At 42.2% G+C, this 21,506-nt stretch carries 17 protein-coding genes and 1 tRNA gene; 5 read left to right on the top strand and 13 right to left on the bottom strand.

From position 1 onward, the window contains the following. Window positions 1–97 precede the first annotated feature (97 nt). A complete protein-coding gene (locus B4A24_RS12070; RefSeq protein WP_293945223.1) occupies window positions 98–1,384 on the bottom strand; it encodes a Gfo/Idh/MocA family protein in 1,287 nt (428 codons plus the stop codon). A gap of 387 nt (window positions 1,385–1,771) precedes the next feature. Between B4A24_RS12070 and B4A24_RS12065 the strand changes: the two genes are divergently transcribed. After that, on the top strand, window positions 1,772–1,963 hold the full coding sequence (locus B4A24_RS12065; RefSeq protein WP_077434921.1) for a cold-shock protein: 192 nt from the start codon (window positions 1,772–1,774) through the stop codon (window positions 1,961–1,963). Between the two features lie 195 nt (window positions 1,964–2,158). Next, window positions 2,159–3,289 carry a DEAD/DEAH box helicase gene (locus B4A24_RS12060; RefSeq protein ID WP_293945222.1) on the top strand — a complete coding sequence of 377 codons (1,131 nt, stop codon included), beginning with the start codon at window positions 2,159–2,161 and terminating at the stop codon, window positions 3,287–3,289. A 74-nt stretch (window positions 3,290–3,363) separates the two neighbouring features. Here B4A24_RS12060 and B4A24_RS12055 read toward each other — a convergent pair whose 3' ends face one another. From B4A24_RS12055 to B4A24_RS12040, 4 genes are all read right to left on the bottom strand, one after another. After that, window positions 3,364–4,650: a cation:proton antiporter gene (locus tag B4A24_RS12055; RefSeq protein WP_422663677.1), complete on the bottom strand. Its 1,287-nt coding sequence runs from the start codon at window positions 4,648–4,650 to the stop codon at window positions 3,364–3,366. Further along, on the bottom strand, window positions 4,643–5,422 hold the full coding sequence (locus B4A24_RS12050) for a cation:proton antiporter (RefSeq protein WP_422663676.1): 780 nt from the start codon (window positions 5,420–5,422) through the stop codon (window positions 4,643–4,645). The genes B4A24_RS12055 and B4A24_RS12050 overlap by 8 nt, the downstream gene beginning before the upstream one ends. A gap of 406 nt (window positions 5,423–5,828) precedes the next feature. Continuing rightward, the gene (locus B4A24_RS12045) at window positions 5,829–6,554 is read right to left on the bottom strand and encodes a LytR/AlgR family response regulator transcription factor (protein ID WP_293945219.1); all 726 of its coding nucleotides are present in this window, start codon (window positions 6,552–6,554) and stop codon (window positions 5,829–5,831) included. Then, window positions 6,544–7,278 (bottom strand): histidine kinase, encoded by a 735-nt coding sequence (locus B4A24_RS12040; protein ID WP_293945218.1) that lies wholly within the window; start codon window positions 7,276–7,278, stop codon window positions 6,544–6,546. The genes B4A24_RS12045 and B4A24_RS12040 overlap by 11 nt, the downstream gene beginning before the upstream one ends. Before the next feature lie 313 nt (window positions 7,279–7,591). Between B4A24_RS12040 and B4A24_RS12035 the strand changes: the two genes are divergently transcribed. After that, entirely contained in the window at window positions 7,592–7,810 is a 219-nt protein-coding gene (locus B4A24_RS12035) for a hypothetical protein (protein WP_172394402.1), read from the top strand. A 95-nt stretch (window positions 7,811–7,905) separates the two neighbouring features. Here B4A24_RS12035 and B4A24_RS12030 read toward each other — a convergent pair whose 3' ends face one another. Beyond that, the gene (locus tag B4A24_RS12030; RefSeq protein ID WP_293945217.1) at window positions 7,906–9,084 is read right to left on the bottom strand and encodes a thiolase family protein; all 1,179 of its coding nucleotides are present in this window, start codon (window positions 9,082–9,084) and stop codon (window positions 7,906–7,908) included. 384 nt (window positions 9,085–9,468) lie between these two features. Here B4A24_RS12030 and B4A24_RS12025 point away from each other — a divergent pair, with 384 nt between their 5' ends. After that, window positions 9,469–10,647, top strand: a complete 1,179-nt coding sequence (locus B4A24_RS12025) for an acyl-CoA dehydrogenase family protein (RefSeq protein WP_293945216.1) — start codon at window positions 9,469–9,471, stop codon at window positions 10,645–10,647. A gap of 32 nt (window positions 10,648–10,679) precedes the next feature. Further along, window positions 10,680–12,800, top strand: coding sequence for a 3-hydroxyacyl-CoA dehydrogenase NAD-binding domain-containing protein (locus tag B4A24_RS12020; RefSeq protein ID WP_293945215.1), 2,121 nt, complete (start codon window positions 10,680–10,682; stop codon window positions 12,798–12,800). A gap of 138 nt (window positions 12,801–12,938) precedes the next feature. On the opposite strand, the gene B4A24_RS12015 is transcribed toward B4A24_RS12020, so the two are convergent. The 7 genes from B4A24_RS12015 to B4A24_RS11985 form a co-directional block, all read right to left on the bottom strand. Beyond that, window positions 12,939–14,390 (bottom strand): bifunctional 2-methylcitrate dehydratase/aconitate hydratase, encoded by a 1,452-nt coding sequence (locus tag B4A24_RS12015; RefSeq protein WP_293945214.1) that lies wholly within the window; start codon window positions 14,388–14,390, stop codon window positions 12,939–12,941. Window positions 14,391–14,536: 146 nt separating this feature from the next. Beyond that, window positions 14,537–15,688 carry a bifunctional 2-methylcitrate synthase/citrate synthase gene (gene prpC, locus B4A24_RS12010; protein WP_293945213.1) on the bottom strand — a complete coding sequence of 384 codons (1,152 nt, stop codon included), beginning with the start codon at window positions 15,686–15,688 and terminating at the stop codon, window positions 14,537–14,539. A gap of 77 nt (window positions 15,689–15,765) precedes the next feature. Next, window positions 15,766–16,644: a methylisocitrate lyase gene (gene prpB, locus B4A24_RS12005; RefSeq protein WP_293945212.1), complete on the bottom strand. Its 879-nt coding sequence runs from the start codon at window positions 16,642–16,644 to the stop codon at window positions 15,766–15,768. Between the two features lie 415 nt (window positions 16,645–17,059). Beyond that, on the bottom strand, window positions 17,060–17,680 hold the full coding sequence (gene prfH / locus B4A24_RS12000; protein WP_293945211.1) for a peptide chain release factor H: 621 nt from the start codon (window positions 17,678–17,680) through the stop codon (window positions 17,060–17,062). A gap of 7 nt (window positions 17,681–17,687) precedes the next feature. Next, window positions 17,688–19,079 (bottom strand): RtcB family protein, encoded by a 1,392-nt coding sequence (locus B4A24_RS11995; protein WP_293945210.1) that lies wholly within the window; start codon window positions 19,077–19,079, stop codon window positions 17,688–17,690. Window positions 19,080–19,539: 460 nt separating this feature from the next. Further along, a complete protein-coding gene (locus B4A24_RS11990) occupies window positions 19,540–20,853 on the bottom strand; it encodes a PDZ domain-containing protein (protein WP_293945209.1) in 1,314 nt (437 codons plus the stop codon). Window positions 20,854–21,372: 519 nt separating this feature from the next. Beyond that, a tRNA-Leu gene (locus B4A24_RS11985) sits at window positions 21,373–21,452 on the bottom strand. Window positions 21,453–21,506 lie beyond the last annotated feature (54 nt).

Below are 21,506 nucleotides of genomic sequence, written 5' to 3'. Positions count from 1 at the left end.
CTAAAATTATTTCAGCTTAAACGCAGGATATACATTGGTCAACCTAAATACCCTGGCGATTGAGCAATCTCTTCAATAAATCCTTTTTTCTACACACTTAAACTTTGGGGTATTTATAACCGTTATGATAGACTGAAGCTAGGTATTTATTTGCTTCTTCATCATTAAAACGCTGTTTTTGTTTATCCCAATAGAGCTTTTTTCCCGTCCTATAGGCGATATTTCCCAATTGCGAAAAAATAGCGATATGGGCTCCGGCTTCAAGTGGAGCATTCAGTATGAGGGGATTTTTCTTGCGAATGGCGTCCACGAAGTTGGCCATATGTTTCTCCAAACCATTGTCGACAGAAGGCTGCAAGGCGACAGCCTCCATTCTTCCCTTCTCAGGGATTACTTCCCAGCCGCCGCGATTTAGGACCAAAGTTCCGTTGTTGCCAATAAATGCTACGCCATGGTTGCGGTTATAAGGCCCTAAATCTATACCCTTTGCATGCTCCCACTGAACATTAAAGTTGTCAAATTCGTATACTGCAGTCATAGTGTCCGGTGTCTCGCCGGCATCATCCGGAAAGGCAAACTTGCCACCGGAAGCCATAACAGATTTCGGGTCAGAAACTTTCATCCCGAGCAGAGCATAATCCAGCATGTGTACCCCCCAATCGGTCATTAGGCCGCCAGCGTAATCCCAAAACCATCGGAAGTTGAAATGAAAATGATTACTATTAAAAGGTCTTTTTGTGGCCGGCCCTAACCAATTCATATAATGTACCCCCACAGGTATGGGTCCATCGGGCTGAATCGGAATGCTATTTTTCCAGCCTAGATAAGACCAAGCCTTTACCAATCGTATTTTCCCTAGTTTACCCGAATGTACAAAATCAATGGCGTCCTTAAAATGCTGCTGGCTACGTTGCCACTGGCCAACCTGGACAATCGCATTATTTTTAGTTGCGCCCTGCAGCATAAGCTGACATTCCCGAATGGAATTACCAATGGGTTTTTCAATATAAATATGCTTTCCGGCATTTACAGCATCGATCATTTGGAGGCAATGCCAATGGTCAGGGGTCGCGATGATTACTGCATCTACATCCGGACTAAGCAGCATTTTTTTATAATCGACATAGGTTGCCACCTTGATATTTCTATCCTGAAGTTCTTTCGCCCTTTTACTTAAGATATTTTCATCTACATCACAAAGCGCTGTGCAAATCACACCACCCTGCTTTAACAAGGCGTTAAGGTCAGACCAGCCCATACCGTTGACCCCGATCACGCCCACCCGGAGTGGTTGATCAAATAAGCTGGCGGCCTGGCTCTTGAGCATCAATGTAGAGGCGGCTAAAATACTGGAAGTTCGGATAAAGTCTTTTCTATTCATCATCTGTTGGTTTATACGCGCAATAGTTTAAGTTATTAATGAAAATACAAAATTCAATTTAAGCCTATATTATAAACATTGTAAAATATATATCGACATTCGAAACGATCAGAATAGCGGTGTTCTTTAGAGCGTTCCTTGAGCATACGGATAAAATCGGTCGATCTGTACTTACTGATCATTTGCTCTTATAGATACCCCTGTTACAGAGCGAAGTAATTGATATTTCCTCTACTGCCTTTGAATTCAAACAAAAAGCACTCTCAGTTCCATTTAAAGGTTGATTAGCTATAGATAAATATTGAATATGAAAAAAAACTTTGTTATTTCAACGAAAAATAAAAGATTAGTCATTTATTATACCTACCTTGCAGAACTTAATTAAAAATAATGAATACAGGTAAAATTAAATTTTTCAATGAAACTAAAGGTTTTGGTTTTATTACACCAGAGGATGGTAGCGCAGACGTTTTCGTACACGTTTCTGCTCTTAAGAACCAAGTATCTGAAGGCGACGTTGTAACTTATGATGTAGAAAGAACTCCAAAAGGAATCAACGCTACAAACGTAAAATTGGCGTAATCCAAAAAATACACTTTCTTGTTAATGGGGTAATTCTTAATGATTTATCCCATTTCTTTTTCGTATTCTTCCCTTGTTATTTTCATTATACATATTCATAGCAGATGCTGCAAAAAATGCATCTAGTCGCTTATTGAATACTGATAAAATTATATAAAGGGTCTTACTTTAAGCTTATTTTCCTAGTCATATTTAATGGAATTCAAACAACTCAATTTAATATCTCCTCTCCTCAAGGCAATCTCTGAAACAGGATATACAACCCCCACAGCAATACAACAAAAAGCTATCCCCGTCATATTAGATGGCCAGGATCTTATTGGTTGTGCACAAACAGGAACGGGAAAGACAGCGGCATTTGCCCTACCTTTGTTACAACGTCTATCCGAAAAGAATATACATGCTGATGGTAAGACAATGCCCATCCGTGCCCTGATCCTCACCCCCACACGTGAGCTTGCTATTCAGATAGGTGAGAATATCAATTTATATCGAAAACACCTAAAGCTAAATTATTGCACCATTTTTGGCGGTGTCAATCAAGATAGACAGGTCAAAGAAATCAAAAAAGGTGTGGATATTTTAGTTGCAACACCGGGTCGACTATTGGATCTGATGAATCAGAAATTGATTTTCCTGGATAAAATTGAGGTATTAATCCTTGATGAAGCTGACAATATGCTTGACATGGGCTTTATCCATGATATTAAAAAAATCCTGGCAAAAGTACCCGAGAAAAGACAGACGCTGTTTTTTTCGGCGACGATGCCGCCCAATATCCGTAAATTTGCCCATGGTATACTACATAAGCCTGTTGAGGTGGATGTAACTCCCGTAAGCTCGACCGCTGAAAAAGTGAATCAGTCGGTTTACTTTATTGAGAAAAAAGAGAAAATAAGATTGCTGACGACCTTGCTTAAACAGTTCAAACAAGATCGTACGATTGTATTTTCGCGCACAAAACATGGTGCTGATAAGATCGTCAAATTGTTGGCCAAAAATGGACTACGCGCAGCTGCAATTCATGGTAATAAATCACAAAATGCGCGACAAAAGGCACTGGGAGAATTTAAGGAAAATCGACTGAAAATTCTGATTGCTACCGATATCGCCGCACGTGGAATCGATATCGAGCAATTGCCGATGGTCATCAATTATGACTTGCCTAATGTGCCTGAAACCTATGTACATCGCATTGGCCGGACAGGTAGAGCGGGTCTAGAAGGTAATGCCATTTCTTTTTGCGATGTGGAAGAGAGACCTTATCTCAGTGATATTGAAAAATTGATCGGATTGAAAATCAAAGTGAATAAGGTAGCAAAATAGCTTCCAGTTCTATTATTACAACATATACAAATCGGGCCGAAACTATTTTGTTTCGGCCCGATTTGTATATATTCTTATTTTTTTCGATCAGCAAGTAGCAAGGTGGACGGCGTATGGTGGAGCCAATCCATCTTTTTATTTACAATCTTATGCCAACAAGGTAAACTAATCAGCATTAGGTCTTGCTGTGCCCACAAGTCAGCATCGAGATTCTTCTCTTCCAATATGGTCAAATGATTGGGCACCAGTTGTTCCAGCTGTCTTAGCCTCTCCCGGAAGCTTTCTTGCTTGCGCAAGATTTGATCAAAATCCCATACCATCACCTGTGCATCTGAATGATGAATTAAGCGCTGGATGATCGCTGTTAGGAATTCATCATTTTTCAATAGTATTGGAACGATAACACGACGGGCCTTGACAAAATTTTTGTCAATCAAAATTCCTACCATCGCATTGACTTTGGCATTGATCTGCTGATTTCTGTCAAAAGCAGTAAACGGTGATTCGGCATTTGTCACGGTATGGAACAATTTCTCTGGATTGATAATTCGTGACGTAAAATCCAAAAATCGCCCCAAAAGACTTCCTTCATATATCGATTCACTTACGCCTAGCAAAAGTAGATCCTGGCGCTGTTCATTTGAAGTCTGAACAATTTCGCTATCAATGTCACTGGAAATTTTGAAAATCGTCTGGATAGGCTGTTCTAAATTTGCTGCAACCTCCTTTATTTCCCGGAAACTATCCTGTTCCTGTGTTTCAACTTCGTAATGATGAAGTTCATTGGAGGGCTCGATGTGCAACGCGGTAATCTCGGCCGTGTTTTTGGACTTTAAAGTAAGTGCATCCGCCAGATGAAGCAATGAAATTCCCGTATTACTCTTCGCGAATGACAGTAGGATCTTAAATTTTGATTTATTTTGAATTTCCTGTTGGATCGAAGGCTTCTTGAGCCGATATAGATAGTTGATCAAGTCAAGCGAAGGTCCGGTCATAAAAGTAGTGATCAATGCCATAACGACCATCATTGAGAATAGTTCGGCGCTGAGTACGCCAAGGTCATACCCGATATTCAATACGATCAGTTCCATGAGCCCCCTAGTATTCATCAGTGCACCGATGCTTAAGCTGTCTTTCCAGCTTTGTCCAACAAAGCGGGCAGCCAATGTGCTCCCTGCAAATTTACCGATTACGGCAACCAAAATAATCACAGCGGTTATCATCCATAGCTGTGGATCATTCAATAAACCGATCTGTGTACGAAGTCCAGTGTATACGAAAAATAGTGGTAGCAACAAAAGTGTGGATACATCTTCAATTTTCTCAATAAATGCTGTTCGGAAACGACTACTTTCAGGCATGATGGCGCCCGCCATAAAAGCANNGGCCCCCCGCCATAAAAGCACCGAATAGCGCATGTATGCCGATGACTTCAGTTGCATAGGCAGAAAATAAAAGCACAATAAAAAAAATAGCGACAACAGGTTTGCTCAAACCTTCACGCGTACCTTTTACTTCTCCCACCCGCATAAGGAAAGGACGCACAATTTTTATCATTAGTAATACATAAGCTATTGCCAATGCTATCGTATACAAAGCACTGGCAAAATCCCCAGCTTTCACAATCGCAATTACCACAGCCAAAATACACCAGGCCGTAATATCATCCGCAGCAGCGCAGGTAATGACCATCGCACCAAGCTTACTTTTCTGAAGCCCCCGCTCCTGTACAATCCTAGCCAAGACAGGAAATGCAGTAATGCTCATTGAAATACCGATAAACAAACTATAGGACAAAAACTCTACCTGAGCAGGTGGATGATATAGGTATAAAAAATAGGCCAGGGAAATCCCAAGAGTAAAAGGAATAACGATACTCGCATGGGAGATCACCACGGCGTCATGTGCTTTATTCCGCAGCACATTCAAGTCCAGCTCCATCCCGATAATGAACATAAATAAGATCAATCCAATCTGGCTTAAAAACTGGAGGTTACTTAAGGACTCTACTGGAAATAAGGTATGTGAGAATTCAGGGAAATAAAGTCCCAATAAGGAAGGTCCTAGAATAATGCCGGCCAGCATTTCACCAATAACGACTGGTTGTTTAATCTTGATACATATCCACCCCATCACGCGGGCGGCAATGATAATCGTCACAATCTGTGCAAGCAGTATAGCTAATGGATGCTGAAGACTGTGCAACAGGGTAGATTTAAAATCCGCCCAGGCACCCTGACTTGTTTTTGCACCGGTAAGTAGCTCCTGGCTTTGCAACTGTGTACCCAAATGGATCACCCAATACATCACTATAAGTAAAGTACCGATTAAGGTCACATAAAAAATCGTATTCTTGTATTTCTTCATCTTTTCGCTTTAAATAAAATTGTTGTAAATAGCAGATACATGTCCGTCCGAAAGTTGACTATCCATCAATTCGAGCAAACAACCACAACAAAAATAAAACTCTATAGCCGCTTTAAATATTACTGGGGACTAAGAAACGGAAAATATGTAATGAACTCGATGAATTTTGTAATCAATCAAATTTCTCGATGAATGATTTTTTATAAGATTCTCCCAAGCTAAAAAGAATAGGCAATTCCTGCTCATCAATCAGGTTACTGGTGATCACATCAGCCGAAAAGAATTTCACAATTTTGAGGGCGATAATTTCCTTTTTGCTGATACGGATAAAATCTTGCTCGGGCAAAATGGTTAGCAACTTGTCGAAGCTGATATTTTTCAATAAAATGGAGGATCGATCCGACAGGAATACCGTCTTATCCCGACTGTCTACTTCTGCAATTTGAATATAGTCTACCTGATTAAAATGGAGTATTGCTTTTCCCTTATTTGTATTAAATTGAGCGAAGGGAGAAATGTCTGTTTGTCGATTATTTATGGTCTGTTCAACCTTTAAAATCGCTTGCTGGAGCCGTGGCAAAGATATTGGCTTACGCATATAATCGACTGCGTTGATATCAAAAGCATCACTGGCGTACTGTTTATACGCTGTCGAAAAAACAATGGGATAATCTTCCAGTACCTTCGCGATATCAAAGCCGTTAAATTGAGGCATCTCAATATCCAGGATGCAAAAATCAAAATCTAAACTTTTGTATTCGTTGAGTAATACAGCTGGGTCATTAAAGGCCCTGACAACCTCTAAGCCCGGAATTTGTTCACAGAGCATCTTCAAAAATCGCAGACTGGGCAGTTCATCATCCAGTAAGATGCATTTCAATGCTTTTTCAATTCTCATACAATCTGATCTGAAGGTAAGCGTTATAGACATCATTTTCTACGAAGCGCTTTAATTCATGCCTATCCGGATAATAGAGCATCAACCGTTCTTCCAAAGTCTTGCTTCCTATTCCCCCCTTAGTTTTGTACAAGGGAGACCGCTTCGATATTTTATTGCTGACGGTCAATTCCAACAAACCGTTACGAAAACTAAGCACTATAGAGATAAAGGAGTCGCTATGGTGAAAATCGGCGTGTTTAAATGCATTTTCAATAAGATCTACGGTCATCAATGGAACCAGCGCAGGACGCTCCAATAAAGACTCGTTCAATTCGTCAATATCAAATTTAACACGCATATCAAACAAAGGGCTTAACTTGACCTTGTTGACTTCAATTAGATTACGTGCAAATTCTATCTCGGCTTTTGGAGAGACAAGTTCCGCTTCACTTTCATATAATACATAGTCCAACACCATCGCCAACTTATCCATGGTATAGTAGGTTTGATAGGCATGGGAAAGAATGCCATTGAGCGAATTTTTCAGCAGATGTGGGTTTAGACGATTGCGATGCACATGATCCATTTGCTCATTATCCATGCGTTGAAAAAGTTCTTTATGCCGCAGCTCCTCCACGCGCAGCTTATTGTATTTCCGTGTCAATAATATATAAAAAATCAACAGGACAATAAAAGCTACAAGCAGTGATACAATGAGTATGTTGGAAAGTTCAGTAGTCATGATTCCTATCAAACTTAATTAAAATTTTATTAGCAATGAAAACATTCCGTTACATAAAGCCACATTTGGCTTTGTTTATTTGAATACAATCGATCCCAAATTTAATATAAGGAAAGGTATTTATTGACTGTAAAATTTACATGTATTGATTACAAAAATTAACAGTTTCATTACAATTTAGTCACTTTAAACTATTAATTTCAGATTATTCTTCTTATATTGAGAGTATTGTAATTAGCCGATCAAATGATTGTCTACGCTATTTTGGTTAAACCTGCCTGGTTTATTCTAACTGGGCTTAATATGAAACACGATGGAAAAGCTCATTTTCGAAACTAATGCACAACATCCCAGTCTTGTAGATAAGATCAAACAAGCTGTAGAGAAATTAAATGGTATCCACGAATGGAAAATAGACCTGGATTCTATTTACAACCTGCTCACCATTGAAGGCATCCGGCTCAACCCAACACAAATAGAGTCCGAACTTGCTCTTCATGGTATTGAGGCGAGTCGCCTATATGAGGAATAACTCCGGTCTATATTCTGGCACTTTGTCCTCAAAAAACAGGCTTCGTCCAGATCAGGAATTACGGATATAAACCAATTCTTGATCTGGACGAAGCCCTACAATTTTTTAATAATCATTCCAGAGGCCCCGCCCCCACCGTTGCAAATGGCAGCGAGGCCCATCGTGCCACCTTCCTGTTGCAATATACTGGTCAATGTGACTATTATCCTTGCCCCGGAACAACCCAATGGATGGCCGAGCGACACTGCTCCCCCATAGATATTCACCTTATTTAATGGAATATCCAATATTTTCGCGTTCGCTAGTGCTACCACAGAAAAAGCTTCATTAAATTCAAAATAATCAATATCGTCCTTTGTCAATCCAGCTTTTTTTAGCAACTTATCCGTTACTAGGCTCGGGCTGGTCGTAAACCATTCTGGTGCTTGTTCAGCGTCGGCATAGGCAACGATTTCGGCCAGGGGATGTAAACCCAATTCCTTTACCTTCTCTGCGCTCATTAATAATACTGCAGCAGCACCATCACTCAAGGTTGACGCATTCGCTGCTGTCACAGTGCCATCTTTCTTAAAAGCAGGTCGTAATTCGGGAATTTTATCGAAATTGACTTGGGAAAATTCTTCATCTCTGGAGATCGTCTGTTCGCCTTTGCGTCCTTGAATGGCAACCGGACTTACCTCCTTCATAAATTTATTTTTTTGCCATGCTTCAAGGCTTCGTTTGTAAGAACCTATGGCATACTGATCCTGTTCTTCTCTTCCGATCGCATATTTTTCGGCACATAGCTCAGCAAAACTTCCCATTGCTTCATTCGAATAGGCGTCACTTAAGCCGTCCCGCTGCAAGCCATCGACAAAACTTTGGCTTCCGAACTTCGCTCCCCAGCGCAAGGCACTTGCGTAATAAGGCACTCTGCTCATGCTTTCCGTCCCTCCAGCAACTACCACATCTGCATCACCCAACAGAATAGACTGTGCTGCAAAAGCAATGGCCTTCATGCCACTTGCGCATACTTTATTAACCGTCGTTGCTGGCACCCGATCAGGTAAACCCGCGAGACGGGCCACTTGACGGGCCGGCGCCTGCCCCAAATCGGCTTGTAGAACACTCCCGATCAGAATTTCATCGACTTGATCTCCAGCAAGACCAACCTCGTCTAACACCGCACGGATAGCATGGCCCCCCAACGCTGTTGCAGAAATGGATGACAATCCACCACCAAAACTTCCAATTGGCGTACGCTTAGCCGCAACAATAAATACACTCTTTGACATATTATTCTGTTTATAATTGTTTACGTTTGAATTCTATAGAGGTAGCGCCCACCATACCCTTGAATGCATCGTCAAAAATGGGCCATCATTCCTTTCTTAAAGATAAAAAATATAAAACAAACAAGAGAACCTTCTTATTCTATTTTACAGGCAAAAACAGAATAAATAGAAAAAAAATAGACTATAAAGTTCCCTACTTAATATATTTTACAAAAAATAAACAATAAATATTTGTAGAAAAGCCATCACTTTTCATTAAATTCGAGTAGACACTCCACTTTGTTTAACAAGGGCGATGTTGTTCTACGATAAAGCAATAGATGAATCGCTTTCAGTCTACTATCGCGTAACTGAAATCAATAACCAAAAGTAAAACAAACAATTATGCAGGCAAACAAACTCACAGCCGAACACCAGATTTTTCGCGAAACCATTCGGGCATTTGTTTACAAGGAAATTACCCCCTATATAGATCAATGGGAACAGCAGGGCAAAATAGATCGAAATATTTGGAAAAAAATGGGTGATATGGGTTTTATGGGCCTCAATTACCCAGAAGAGTATGGTGGTCTGGACGTGGATTTTTATTACTCGCTGATTCTGTGCGAAGAACTTTCCTATTGTTTTTCAGGAGGATTCACGATCTCAGCCTTAGTCATCCAGTATATGTCAGCTCCCTATTTATTAAAATATGCATCTGAAGAATTGAAAGAACGTTATCTCAAGCCGGTTATTGCCGGTGATATGGTCAGCGCTGTTGCCATCACCGAGCCGGGGGCTGGATCTGACGTCAAACAGATTAAGACGACAGCCGTTCGATCGGGTGATCATTATATTGTCAATGGTTCCAAAACCTTTATCACCAATGGTTATTATGGAGATTTTTTTATTACTGCGGTTAAAACGGCTCCAGACAAAGGAACTAAAGGCATCAGTCTATTGTTAATAGAGAGAAATGCGGCTGGTGTCTCGGCAAATAAGATCAATAAATTAGGCTGGCATGCCTCCGATACGGCCGAATTGGGCTTCGATCAGGTACAGGTTCCGGTATCCAACCTTATTGGTATTGAAAATGAAGGCTTCGGTTATCTCATGGCGGGTTTACAATTAGAACGCTTAACAGCTGCTATACATAGTCTCGCAACAGCGGATTCCGCTTTACAGTATACCCTGAATTATATCGGTCAACGGGAAGCATTCGGCAATAAGCTCCATGACTTGCAAGCCATCCGACACCGCATTGCTCAAATGGCTGCTGATATCGCAATCACAAAAGCCTTTGTTTATCAATGTTGCGATCTTCAAAACCAGGGTGAATATGCCGTCCAAGACTGCTCCATAGCCAAACTCCAAGCCAGTGAACTCGCCATTCGGATGGTCAGTCAATGCTTGCAGCTATTTGGCGGCTACGGATTTACCGAAGATTATAAAATTGCGCGCTTGTATCGGGATGTACGTGCGGGAACAATCATCGGTGGCACGTCAGAGATTATGTTGGAAATCATCGCGAAAATGACAATTGACAAGATAAATTATCAGTCCAACAAACCTAATCTAGCATAAACATTTTCAATTCACAAAAGCAAATCAATATAATGGATTATAGCACGCAGTCCTATTTTGACATACAATATGACGAGCAACATATTGTCACCATAAAACCATTCGCCGAGACAGCAAGCGACGAAACTGGTATTCTAGATCGTATTCAACAGTTTGTAGCCCTAGCAACAGATCTTCTTCTTCAAAAAGAGGTTCGCGGATTGATCTATAGCTGTCCGCTAAACAGCAACCAGATGGATTATCTTCCATTATTCAATCAGGTACTCAGCGGCCGATTTGATCCCGAGATCATATTAAAATCCACCCTGCAAGCACTCCAATGGAAAAGCTTGGGTAAACCCATAGTCTCCATCTTTAACAACAGCTGTACAGGCATTGGTCTAACAACGATGCTTTGGTCAGACTACCGAATCGCAGGCCCTGGAATAAAAATCGGCTTTCCCGAAAGTAAATTTGGACTATTCACAGGCTTTGGCACAACCATCTGTCTACCACAGCTTATAGGCTCTACCAATGCACTGAACTTGTTGACACAAGCCAAACTTATCCCAGGCCAAGCGGCGCTTGAATTGGGTTTATTGAACGAAATCGCAACCGATTTTGATCTGTGCTTACTGCAAGCGAAAAACTGGATTCTTGAAACTTCAAAGCAATCTGTTTCTGCTACCTATTCCGCTATGCCATCAGCAGAATTTGAAGTGGCCTGCTCCGCTATTTTAAAGAAAACAAGAGGATTATTGCCCGGCAGCAATGCTGTCGTGGAATTGCTAAAAACAAACCCCGCTTTATCATTAACTGATTCTGTGGCGGCTGAAACAACACGCTATCATCAGGTATTAAGTGCACCGGAACCCCTCCATATGGTCAGGACGCTGCATGAAGGAATTCTAAAAGCACAGCATCCCGGCCGGATAAAATCACTTGGAGATTATAAGGTCAAAAAAATAGGAATTCTGGGGGCAGGTATGATGGGATCCGGTATTGCCTATGAAGCCGCCAAAGCAGGCATTGCAGTGGTTTTAAAAGATGTGACTATCGCACAGGCCGAGCAAGGAAAAACCTATTCGACCAAACTTTGCGACAAACGGCTTGCCCAGGGACAGATGAGTAGCATACAACAACAGGAACTTTTATCCAATATTCAACCCAGTGCGCAAGTTGCCGATCTTGTCGGTGCTGATTTAATTATTGAAGCGGTATTTGAAGATCTGGAGCTAAAAGCTAAGGTTACCCGACAAAGCCAGCCCTATCTCGCCGAAAATGGATTTTTCGCTTCCAATACGACTTCGCTGCCCATTACGGCATTGGCCACTGCAACGGTTCGGCCGGAGCGTTTCATCGGCATGCATTTTTTCTCTCCTGTAGACCGTATGCCCCTGGTTGAAATTATATGTGGTACACAAACCGATCAGATTACATTGCAAAAGGCAATTGCAGTAACGTTGCGCTTGGGCAAAATTCCCATTGTCGTGCATGACGGCCCAGGTTTTTTTACATCGCGAATTTTCTTCCATTATTTACTGGAGGCAATCACGATGCTGCTGGAAGGTGTTCCTGCGATTCAGATCGAAGAAGAAGCCATACAGGCAGGATTTGCTGTTGGCCCATTAGCCGTGCTGGATGAGATTTCATTGGAATTGATGGTGCATGTGTACGATCAATTTCCGGCACTCCATAACAGTCAGCGCCGTGCCTATGCCCACTTACACAAAATGATTGCCAATGGCAGAAAAGGTAGAAAATCAGGCCATGGATTCTATGACTACGACCCTGTTTCTAGAACGAAAACAATCTGGCGGAATCCTGCTCTACCGATTTCTGAGGAATCCTACTCAGCCGATATAATACGTAAAAGACTTCTCCACGTCATGGCTTTGGATAGCTACCGCTGTCTGGAAGAAGGCATATTGGAACAAACCATAGATGGCGATATCGGTTCAATCCTGGGCGTGGGATATGCTGCACATACCGGAGGGGTATTCGGCCATATCGACCTAACAACACTCCCAATCTTTATTGAGGAGTGCCAGTCGTTTCTGCCATTTGGCGAACAATGGGAAATCCCCCAATCATTAAGAGAACTTGCCAATAGAAATTTTAACTTTTATACGGGTTTTGATTCAAACTGGACAGGAAAACAGCCCGTGAATTAAACTAACAGCATTTTATTAAGAAACGTGGGATCAAGCAAGGTGTCTGCCTGAGGCTAAAGCTCATATAGTAAATAACAAGCGCTAAAAAGCCATTAACCGGTAGTAACTCACTTACAACCGGTCAATGGTTTCTTGTCCTTATCGGGCCAGAAGATCCATCAGTTCAGACACATCCAGATCAATGAAGGTATCGTAATCCAAGGTCACTTCGAGCAATTGTTTTTGTTGTTTTTCAGAAAAAACACGAGCAAGATTCGTTTTATACTTTTCGATAAGTTTAGGAATTCCTTCCTCCCGACGTCGGGGATGTCCAATAGGATATTCCACAACCAGCTCCGGCAAAACTGTCCCATCTTTCAAGACGACCGTAAGCGCATTGGAGATCGCCCTTTTCTGTGGATCATGGTAATCCATTGTAAATTGAGGATCTTCTACACAGGAAATTTTATCACGCAAGGCATCAATACGGGGGTCTATCGCAATATGGTTTTCATAATCCTCTGCCGTTAAACGCCCAAAAATTAAGGGTACCGCAACCATATATTGAATGCAGTGATCACGATCGGCTGGATTATGTAAAGGTCCCTTCTTGTCGATAATGCGGATAGCTGCCTCATGCGTGCGAATGGTAACACGCGCAATATCTGCACTACTTTTCCCAAATTCCTTTAGCTGCTGATGAAGCTGCATCGCTGCTTCGGCAGCTGTCTGTGCATGAAATTCAGCAGGAAAAGAGATTTTAAACAGGATATTTTCCATCACGTAAGAGCCGTAATCACGTTGAAATTTAAACGGATTGCCCTTGAATGAGACATCATAAAAGCCCCATATAGGTGCTGTTAACACAGAGGGATATCCCATTTCACCAGTTTTGGCGATTAAAGCAAGGCGTACGGCACGCGAAGTGGCGTCTCCGGCAGCCCATGATTTACGGCTTCCTGTATTGGGCGCATGACGATAGGTGCGCAGGGCCTGCCCATCGACAAAGGCCAGTGATACGGCATTGAGCAATTCTTCCCTACTGAGCCCCAAAAGCTTACCAACAACGGCCGTAGAAGCAACCTTCACTAAAATGACATGATCCAAACCCACTTTATTGAAAGAATTTTCAAGCGCCAATACGCCCTGAATTTCATGGGCCATAATCATTGCTTCAAGCACCTGCTTGGCCTTTAGGGATTTTTCGCCTGTAGCGATCTGTGTTCTGCTCAACCAGTCTGCTGTAGCTAAAATACCGCCGAGATTGTCCGATGGATGCCCCCACTCTGCCGCTAACCAGGTGTCGTTAAAATCCAGCCAGCGGACAATAGTACCAATATTAAATGCAGCTTGTATGGGATCCAACTGATAACTTGTCCCCGGCACTTTCGCACCATTGGGAACAATCGTACCTGGCACAACTGGCCCCAGTAATTTGGTACAGGCCGGATAAGTCAGTGCCTCTAGCCCACATCCTATGGTATCCAAAAAACAGTAGAATGCTGTATTCCATGCAACTTTACTTTCAATCTTGTAATTTAACACATAATCCACTATGGCCTCCAGGACCTGATCGGGCTGTGGTCGCTCATTTGATATCGTTGAACTCATTTTTTTCTTATAAAAGCTATCGTTTTTTCAATTTATTTATTTCAGAAACTGCCCGTGCCCATCAAACGAAGGAGCATCACGACGCACTTTCATCAGGGTTGTAGGCAGTTTCTCCAATTTTTATTCACTGTGTTATCTATACCAATTTATCGTTCTGAGATCGGTACAAAAGGCCTGTCGTCAGGACCGATATAATTTGCACTTGGTCGGATGATTTTCCCATCTTGTCGTTGCTCAAACACATGGGCAGACCACCCTGTAATACGTGAAAGCACAAACAATGGAGTAAACATTTCAGTGGGAATCCCCATCAGGTGATAGGAAACGGCCGAATACCAATCCAAATTAGGGAACATTCGTTTTTCTTCCCACATCACTTTCTCCAGCCGTTCGGCAATCAGGTACAATGTCATATCACCGGCCTCCTCGGATAATTCCTTGGCGACCTGCTTGATCACCTGATTTCTTGGATCTGAAATGGTATAGACAGGATGTCCAAAACCAATAATAACTTCTTTATTTTCCAGTCTTTTCCGAATATCAGCTTCGGCTTCATCCGCATCAGCATAGCGGCTCTGGATCTCAAAAGCAACTTCATTTGCGCCGCCATGTTTTGGCCCCCGTAAAGCCCCGATTGCGCCGGCAATACAGGAGTACATATCGGATCCCGTCCCCGCAATTACCCGTGCGGTAAAGGTAGAGGCATTAAATTCATGTTCAGCATATAAGTTAAGTGAAATCTGCATCGCCTTCACCCACGATTTAGAAGGTACTTTACCATGTAGCAAATGCAAAAAGTGCCCCCCAAGGGTTGCAGCATCGGTTTGCACCTGAATTTCACGTCCATTTTGACTAAAGTGGTACCAATAAAGCAAAGCCGAAGCCATGGATGCCATTAAACGATTGGCAATGTCCCTAGCACCTGCCAAAGCATGGTTATCCTTTTCAGGATTCACACTTCCAAAAAATGAAACATAGGTACGCAATACATCCATGGCATGTGCAGTAGCGGGCAACTGCTTTAGTACCTGTTGTACCGTAATCGGCAGACCCCGCTGATTCACTAACTGATTTTGATAGGTCGTTAACTGCGCCTGTGTAGGAAGACTCCCATAAATCAACAGATAAGCGACTTCTTCAAAAGTGGCCTGATGTGCTAAATCTAAGATATCGTAACCCCTATAATGGAGGTCATTACCACTTTTTCCAACTGTACTCAAAGCTGTATTCCCGGCAGGTACACCGGAAAGGGCGACGCTTTTTTTCGGTTTAAAACCCGTTTCGTTTGTCTCTTTCATCGGAATAAATTATACATTTATAGTAAGCGTGTCTTTTAAATATTAAATGTGCGCATTCACTCGGCTTGGGGTCTTAGTCATTTGGTATTGAACAATTGATCCAAGCGATCTTCGTAAGTATAGTAATCGATGCTCCGATACAATTCTTCACGCGTCTGCATGCGATCTACTACAGCTGCCTGACCACCATCCTTACGAATATGGTTATACACATCGGTCGCCGCCTTATTCGCCGCGCGGAATGCAGACAATGGATAAAGCACGATGGACACATCCGCATGACGAAGTTCGTCGAGATTAAACAATGGCGTTTGCCCGAATTCGGTAATGTTAGCAAGTATCGGGAGCCCAGTTATCCTACTGAACTGCATATACTGGTCCAGGTTGTGCACAGCTTCGGCAAAGATAAAATCCGCACCAGCCTCTTTATACGCCAAGGCCCGTTCCAAGGCCTTTTCCAAGCCCTCAGAAGCCAAAGCATCGGTACGCGCACCAATGACAAAATGCTGATCTGTCCGCGCATCGACAGCTGCTTTCAGGCGGTCTACCATTTCATCTTTTGAAACCAGCTCCTTTCCCGGGCGATGGCCACAACGTTTGGCACCCACTTGATCTTCCATATGTACTGCTGCAGCTCCGGCTTTAATCAGACTCTTTATTGTCCTTGCGACATTAAAAGCTGAAGGACCAAACCCCGTGTCAATATCGACCATCAAAGGGAGCTTGCATACATTTGTAATGCGATCTACATCAATTAATACATCCTGAAGTGTTGTAATACCCAGATCAGGAATACCGAGTGATCCCGCAGCAACACCGCCCCCAGAGAGGTAGATGGCTTTGAAGCCAGCTTGCTCAGCCAAAAGCGCATGATTCGCATTGATTGTTCCAACGACTTGTAAGGGGGTTTCATGCTTGATTGCTTCCCGAAAAAGGAAGCCTGGAGAATCTATCATATCATTGCAATTTGAAATTCCACAGCTCATTAGTCCGGCAAGATAAACCCTATTAGGGACGCGATGAGCAATATTTAAGTTTATTTAGTTTGAACAACAGATAATTCGATCGTTCATCCTAAAGATACTAATTATCATGGCATTTCAACAAATTATTTTCTACCTTTCAAGTCTTTAGCAGAAGAAAATACGGTTTCATCCAAGCACTTTTAATCGTGCGCACAGCTCTCTCCTTAAAAACAGGTCGATAGTTACCGCCATAAACAATATGAGTCCGGTATTTGGCCGGACTCATAGGATCAGCATCGTTGTTTAAACGATGCTGTCCACTTCATTACATAGCACAGGGCATGATATAAACAGCTTAAAGGTGGCAAAAAAATCACATTTAATGCCAAACGGCATCATAATCCGGTCATTGCTCTTTAAATTTCGGTCCGGAGAAAATACGTTTAGAATCCCCTCGCCGGACATCAATCTGATTTTTCCAGGACTGATTTTTCCCTGCATTTTTCTGCAACCGTTCCAGCTCCAGCAATCGTTCTTCCAAACGCAAAACAGCAATTTCTTTATTTTGCAATTGGGAACGGGTGTCCATTACCTGTACCATCAGTCCTGTCGGAAGGTGAGTCGCGCGAACTGCTGAACTCACCTTGTTTACATGCTGTCCACCTGCGCCACTGCTGCGCATCGTCTGAAATTGCACATCCTTCAAGTTCATTTTCGCGACAGCTTGTACTGGAGACCAGTTCTTGACCTCCACAAACCAATTTTTACGTCTATGGCCAGGCCGAAAGGGACTTGGACAGATCCAACAGATCGTTCCTATCCAGCGATCAATAAATACGGTACTTATCTCCCCTGTCACTTTTAACACCAATGAACAGGGAAGTCCATCGATCTCTTCGACTTCCAGTGTCTCCAGCTTCACTCTATATTGATTCGCTTCTGACCGCATCCTTTCCAACACTAGCTTTACGGCAAGATTACATTCCCTCGGCCCTCGTCCAGAAGTCAATAAAATATACTTTTCCATGTTCCTCCTATTTATCCATGCGAACAATCTTGGGACGAAATGTTCCAAGTACATTAACCAACTCCTGCTGTAGGCTCATCACCCGGTGAATATCCTTGTAAGCATGTGGAGCTTCATCCAATGCGCCCCCGATCAGTTCCACATCATGTTTCTCCAATTCCTTAAGCATGGCACTTTTGGTGAAGCTACTTTTGCAGGCTGCCCGTGACATCATGCGTCCGGCTCCATGCGATGCCGATTGCAGGCTCAACGGATTGCCCCGCCCCTCGACGATAAATCCGGGTGCAGTCATGGAGCCCGGGATAATCCCCAGCACTCCCTCCCCGGCGGGTGTCGCCCCTTTGCGGTGAACAATATATTCTTTTCCATCCACAGTTTCCTTCCAGGCAAAGTTATGGTGGTTTTCGATGGTCAAAACAGGCCGTTCCCCCAAAGCCTTTGCCAAACGCCTGTGGATATCCTCATGACAGGCCCGCGCATAATCACCCGCTAAATTCATCGCTAACCAGTACTCTTGCCCTTCTTGACTGTCCAGATCCAGCCACGCCAGATGTTGCACATGACGCGGTAAAGGACACTGCTTTGCCGCCAGATCGGTATACTGTTTGGCAATATTTGCGCCCAATCCCCGCGATCCACTATGTGACAGGGTCGCCAGATAAGTGCCCGGGGTCACTCCCCACTCCGGGCGGACAGCATGCAGCTCAACCACGCCAAATTCAACGAAGTGATTACCGCCACCTGAGGTCCCGAGTTGTTTGTACGCTTTATCCAACAATGATTTCAGCAGTGGGATATCTTTAAATTCGGACCGGCTAAAAATCGCATGATCCTGTTTCTCCCGATGCGTATCGTACATACCGAATTGGGTATTTTCTTTCAGTATATTTCGCAACTGGAATTCTCTTCCTTTGAAATAACTTGCCGGTAGATCAAAGATAGACAGGCTCATCCGGCAGCCGATATCCACACCCACCCCGTAAGGTATCACGGCATTATCTGTTGCCAGCACCCCGCCGATCGGCAGCCCATAGCCCATATGTGCGTCTGGCATCAATGCCCCCCGATATGCTATGGGTAACTTCAACGCTTCATACAACTGCTTTTTGGCCTGTTCATCAATTTCATTTTCACCAAAAATGGTAAAGGGAGCCATCTGTTTATTTAGCTGCCACATACGGGCTTCAACCGGCTGAATCAAACCTTCGGCAAGCTTAGCCCAAATTGCATCCGTCCTAAATTTTTCAGGTGCCTCGAGCACCGTTTTTACTTCCAAAAGGATATTTTCCTTCTTTTCTCCTTTTCGATAGCGTGTTATTAGCCCTAAGGCTACTTGTATTATATTATGCTGTGGAAAACCGATTTTAACAAGGTCTTTCCCCGATAATTTACTTCCCATATTTTTTAAAATAATTTAATATGCTAACTTATCCAGCTCAGGGATAAGCATTTTAAAATATCCGGGTTTTCTTTTCTTGAATAAACAGTCTACCGACAGTGGGGTCATCACATTTTATAGCATGAACAAAATGACATGCAAAAACAGGTCGGTTAACCTATATGGGCCGACACAAAAAATCGACCGATAAAAAACAGACCCGGCATAGCCCGGCTAAATAGAAAATAGAAGGAAATAAAAAACCCGAATGATCTTCGGGCTTTTTTTCATGTCGCAACGAATACGTTATAAGTGAAGAAAAGCACGAAGAATGCTTCCAGCAAATCCATTTGCCGTAAAAGCGTCTTTTGTTTTTATCTTAGCGACCAACATAGTTCTTCGTCTTTTAAATTGTTTAAAAATTAATATCAGCGGCAAAGGTAAGTAAGTTAAATTCAATTTTCCAAATTTTGAAGAAACTTTATTTTGAATTAAAAGGCAGCGGATCTTCTAGAAAGAAGGTATAATCGAGTTCCTGCCCAGCTCTTTCTATCTTAAAGCGGATCTCTTTGCCTTCCTCTGATTTGAAAAGTGTATGGATCGCTTCCAAGGTATAGGAAGACGCTGATCGACCATTGATCTTTAACACTTTATCATCCGGCTTTAAACCTACGATTGCCGCAGGAGAATCTGCCCGGACGGTTGCGATTTTGTACAAATTTTTCAACACAAATCGGTATTGTATCCGATTGTCCATGCGAACTTCGGTTCCGCCGTCTTTTTTTAGGTAAATAGGCACCTCCTCCTTTTCATATTTAATGCCGTCATGAATGATTTCCAGGCCACTCATATTCAAATAATAGAATTTATCAAAGTTCCTATTTTTAACAAGGTAAACAGCGTTATTGGGATAATCGAAAATTACCTTAAATCGACGCAGAAGTTCGTTTCCAACAGAGCCGATTCGTTCATTGACAAAAGTCGCATGCTGGGTCGAACTCAATTCAGGATAAGCCACTAGTGGATAGTCCATAGTAAAGGGACCAAGTTCCAACGATTTGATTCGATTTCTTTTTCCGTAAATTTCACCATTGAAGCCTTGCCCAATATAATCGTAAATAAAAGGTGGTTTGATGGCAAAATCGTTTAATTTGCTCGGGATAAGCATCAGCGCGTCGCTATTGCCCATGTCAATCAATACACGACCTTCGATATCTGTGGAATCCTGATTAAAAGCGATCGAAATATAGGGTCTGTTATTTAAAATATCCAGCGGTATACGCTGCATTTTAGCAAGTCCCTTAGGATATTCTCCTTTCTGATAAAGCGTAACCCGATGTTTCAAAAAATCCATTTCAACCACATGATCGTTAAAAAAACGGCTTCCCATGATACCATTTATTTCAACGCCTATACGGGTAGAAATATCAATATGTGCATTTTTAAGGATATAGATGGGTTGATCTGTATCTTCATAGACACCAGCAATGTTAACATTGTTATTTACAGACAGATAACCATCCAATCCTTCGTCCTTCCCCAGGCCTTGAAATTTATTAACAAAGACAGCACTATCTATAGATTTAAGGGTCTCCCCAAATATCATAGTCTCTTTGACCCCTGTATCCAACAAGAAGTTCATGGCATAGCCGTTGACCTGTACAGGGATAATAACGAGGTTATGGACAAATAAAAAAGAGAACTTAGCCTTCTTTCTTTCTTTCAGAACAAAACGATCCTGCCCCAATGCGAAAACGGAACAGAATAATGCTAAAGATAAAAATACTGCTTTCATCCAAGTTTATATTTGGTATTTCCAATTTAAACAAGAAATCCCATAATAAAAAAGGTTTACACAAAAAAAGCTGTATATATCTTTTCATCAACTTTATTAGCGTCTATTCGAGCCTTATCATCACTTTGCTTGCAACAACATACTACTTGCTTTGCTGTTTCTCTACCGTTTGAAGCTTATTTTATTGCCATTATTCCAAAGAAGTAGTAAAGAAATGGCAAAGAAATGGTAATAAACAAGCAAAGAAACATCGAGAAAATAGCAACAAATAAGCAGAGAAACAGCAAAGGAATACCAAAGAAAAAGCCCTATTTTCCTTTAACGTTTAAGATGATTTTCCAATCATATAGATGCATCATCTGGTGAGTCAAACTAGATATTACGTCTATCATCTTCTAAATTTCGAAGATCATTGGCTTTAGCAATAGTTAGGTTCTATTCAACAAGCATCTTACGGCATAATTAGAAAAGATTCTGCTTGCAAAAAGCCCTCTCTACGTGACGTAAAGAGGGCTTTTGTACCCGGAGCCGGAGTCGAACCGGCACGGTTTCCCACTGGTGTTTGAGACCAGCGCGTCTACCAATTCCGCCATCCGGGCATATCCGTTTGGGATGATGCAAAAGTAGGTTTTTTATTGACAAAGAGAAAACTT

The organism is Sphingobacterium sp. UBA7249, assembly GCF_002472835.1.
Classification (GTDB): domain Bacteria; phylum Bacteroidota; class Bacteroidia; order Sphingobacteriales; family Sphingobacteriaceae; genus Sphingobacterium; species Sphingobacterium prati.
Note: the sequence above shows the minus strand (reverse complement) of the source record. Positions and strands in the feature narration are given on the sequence as shown.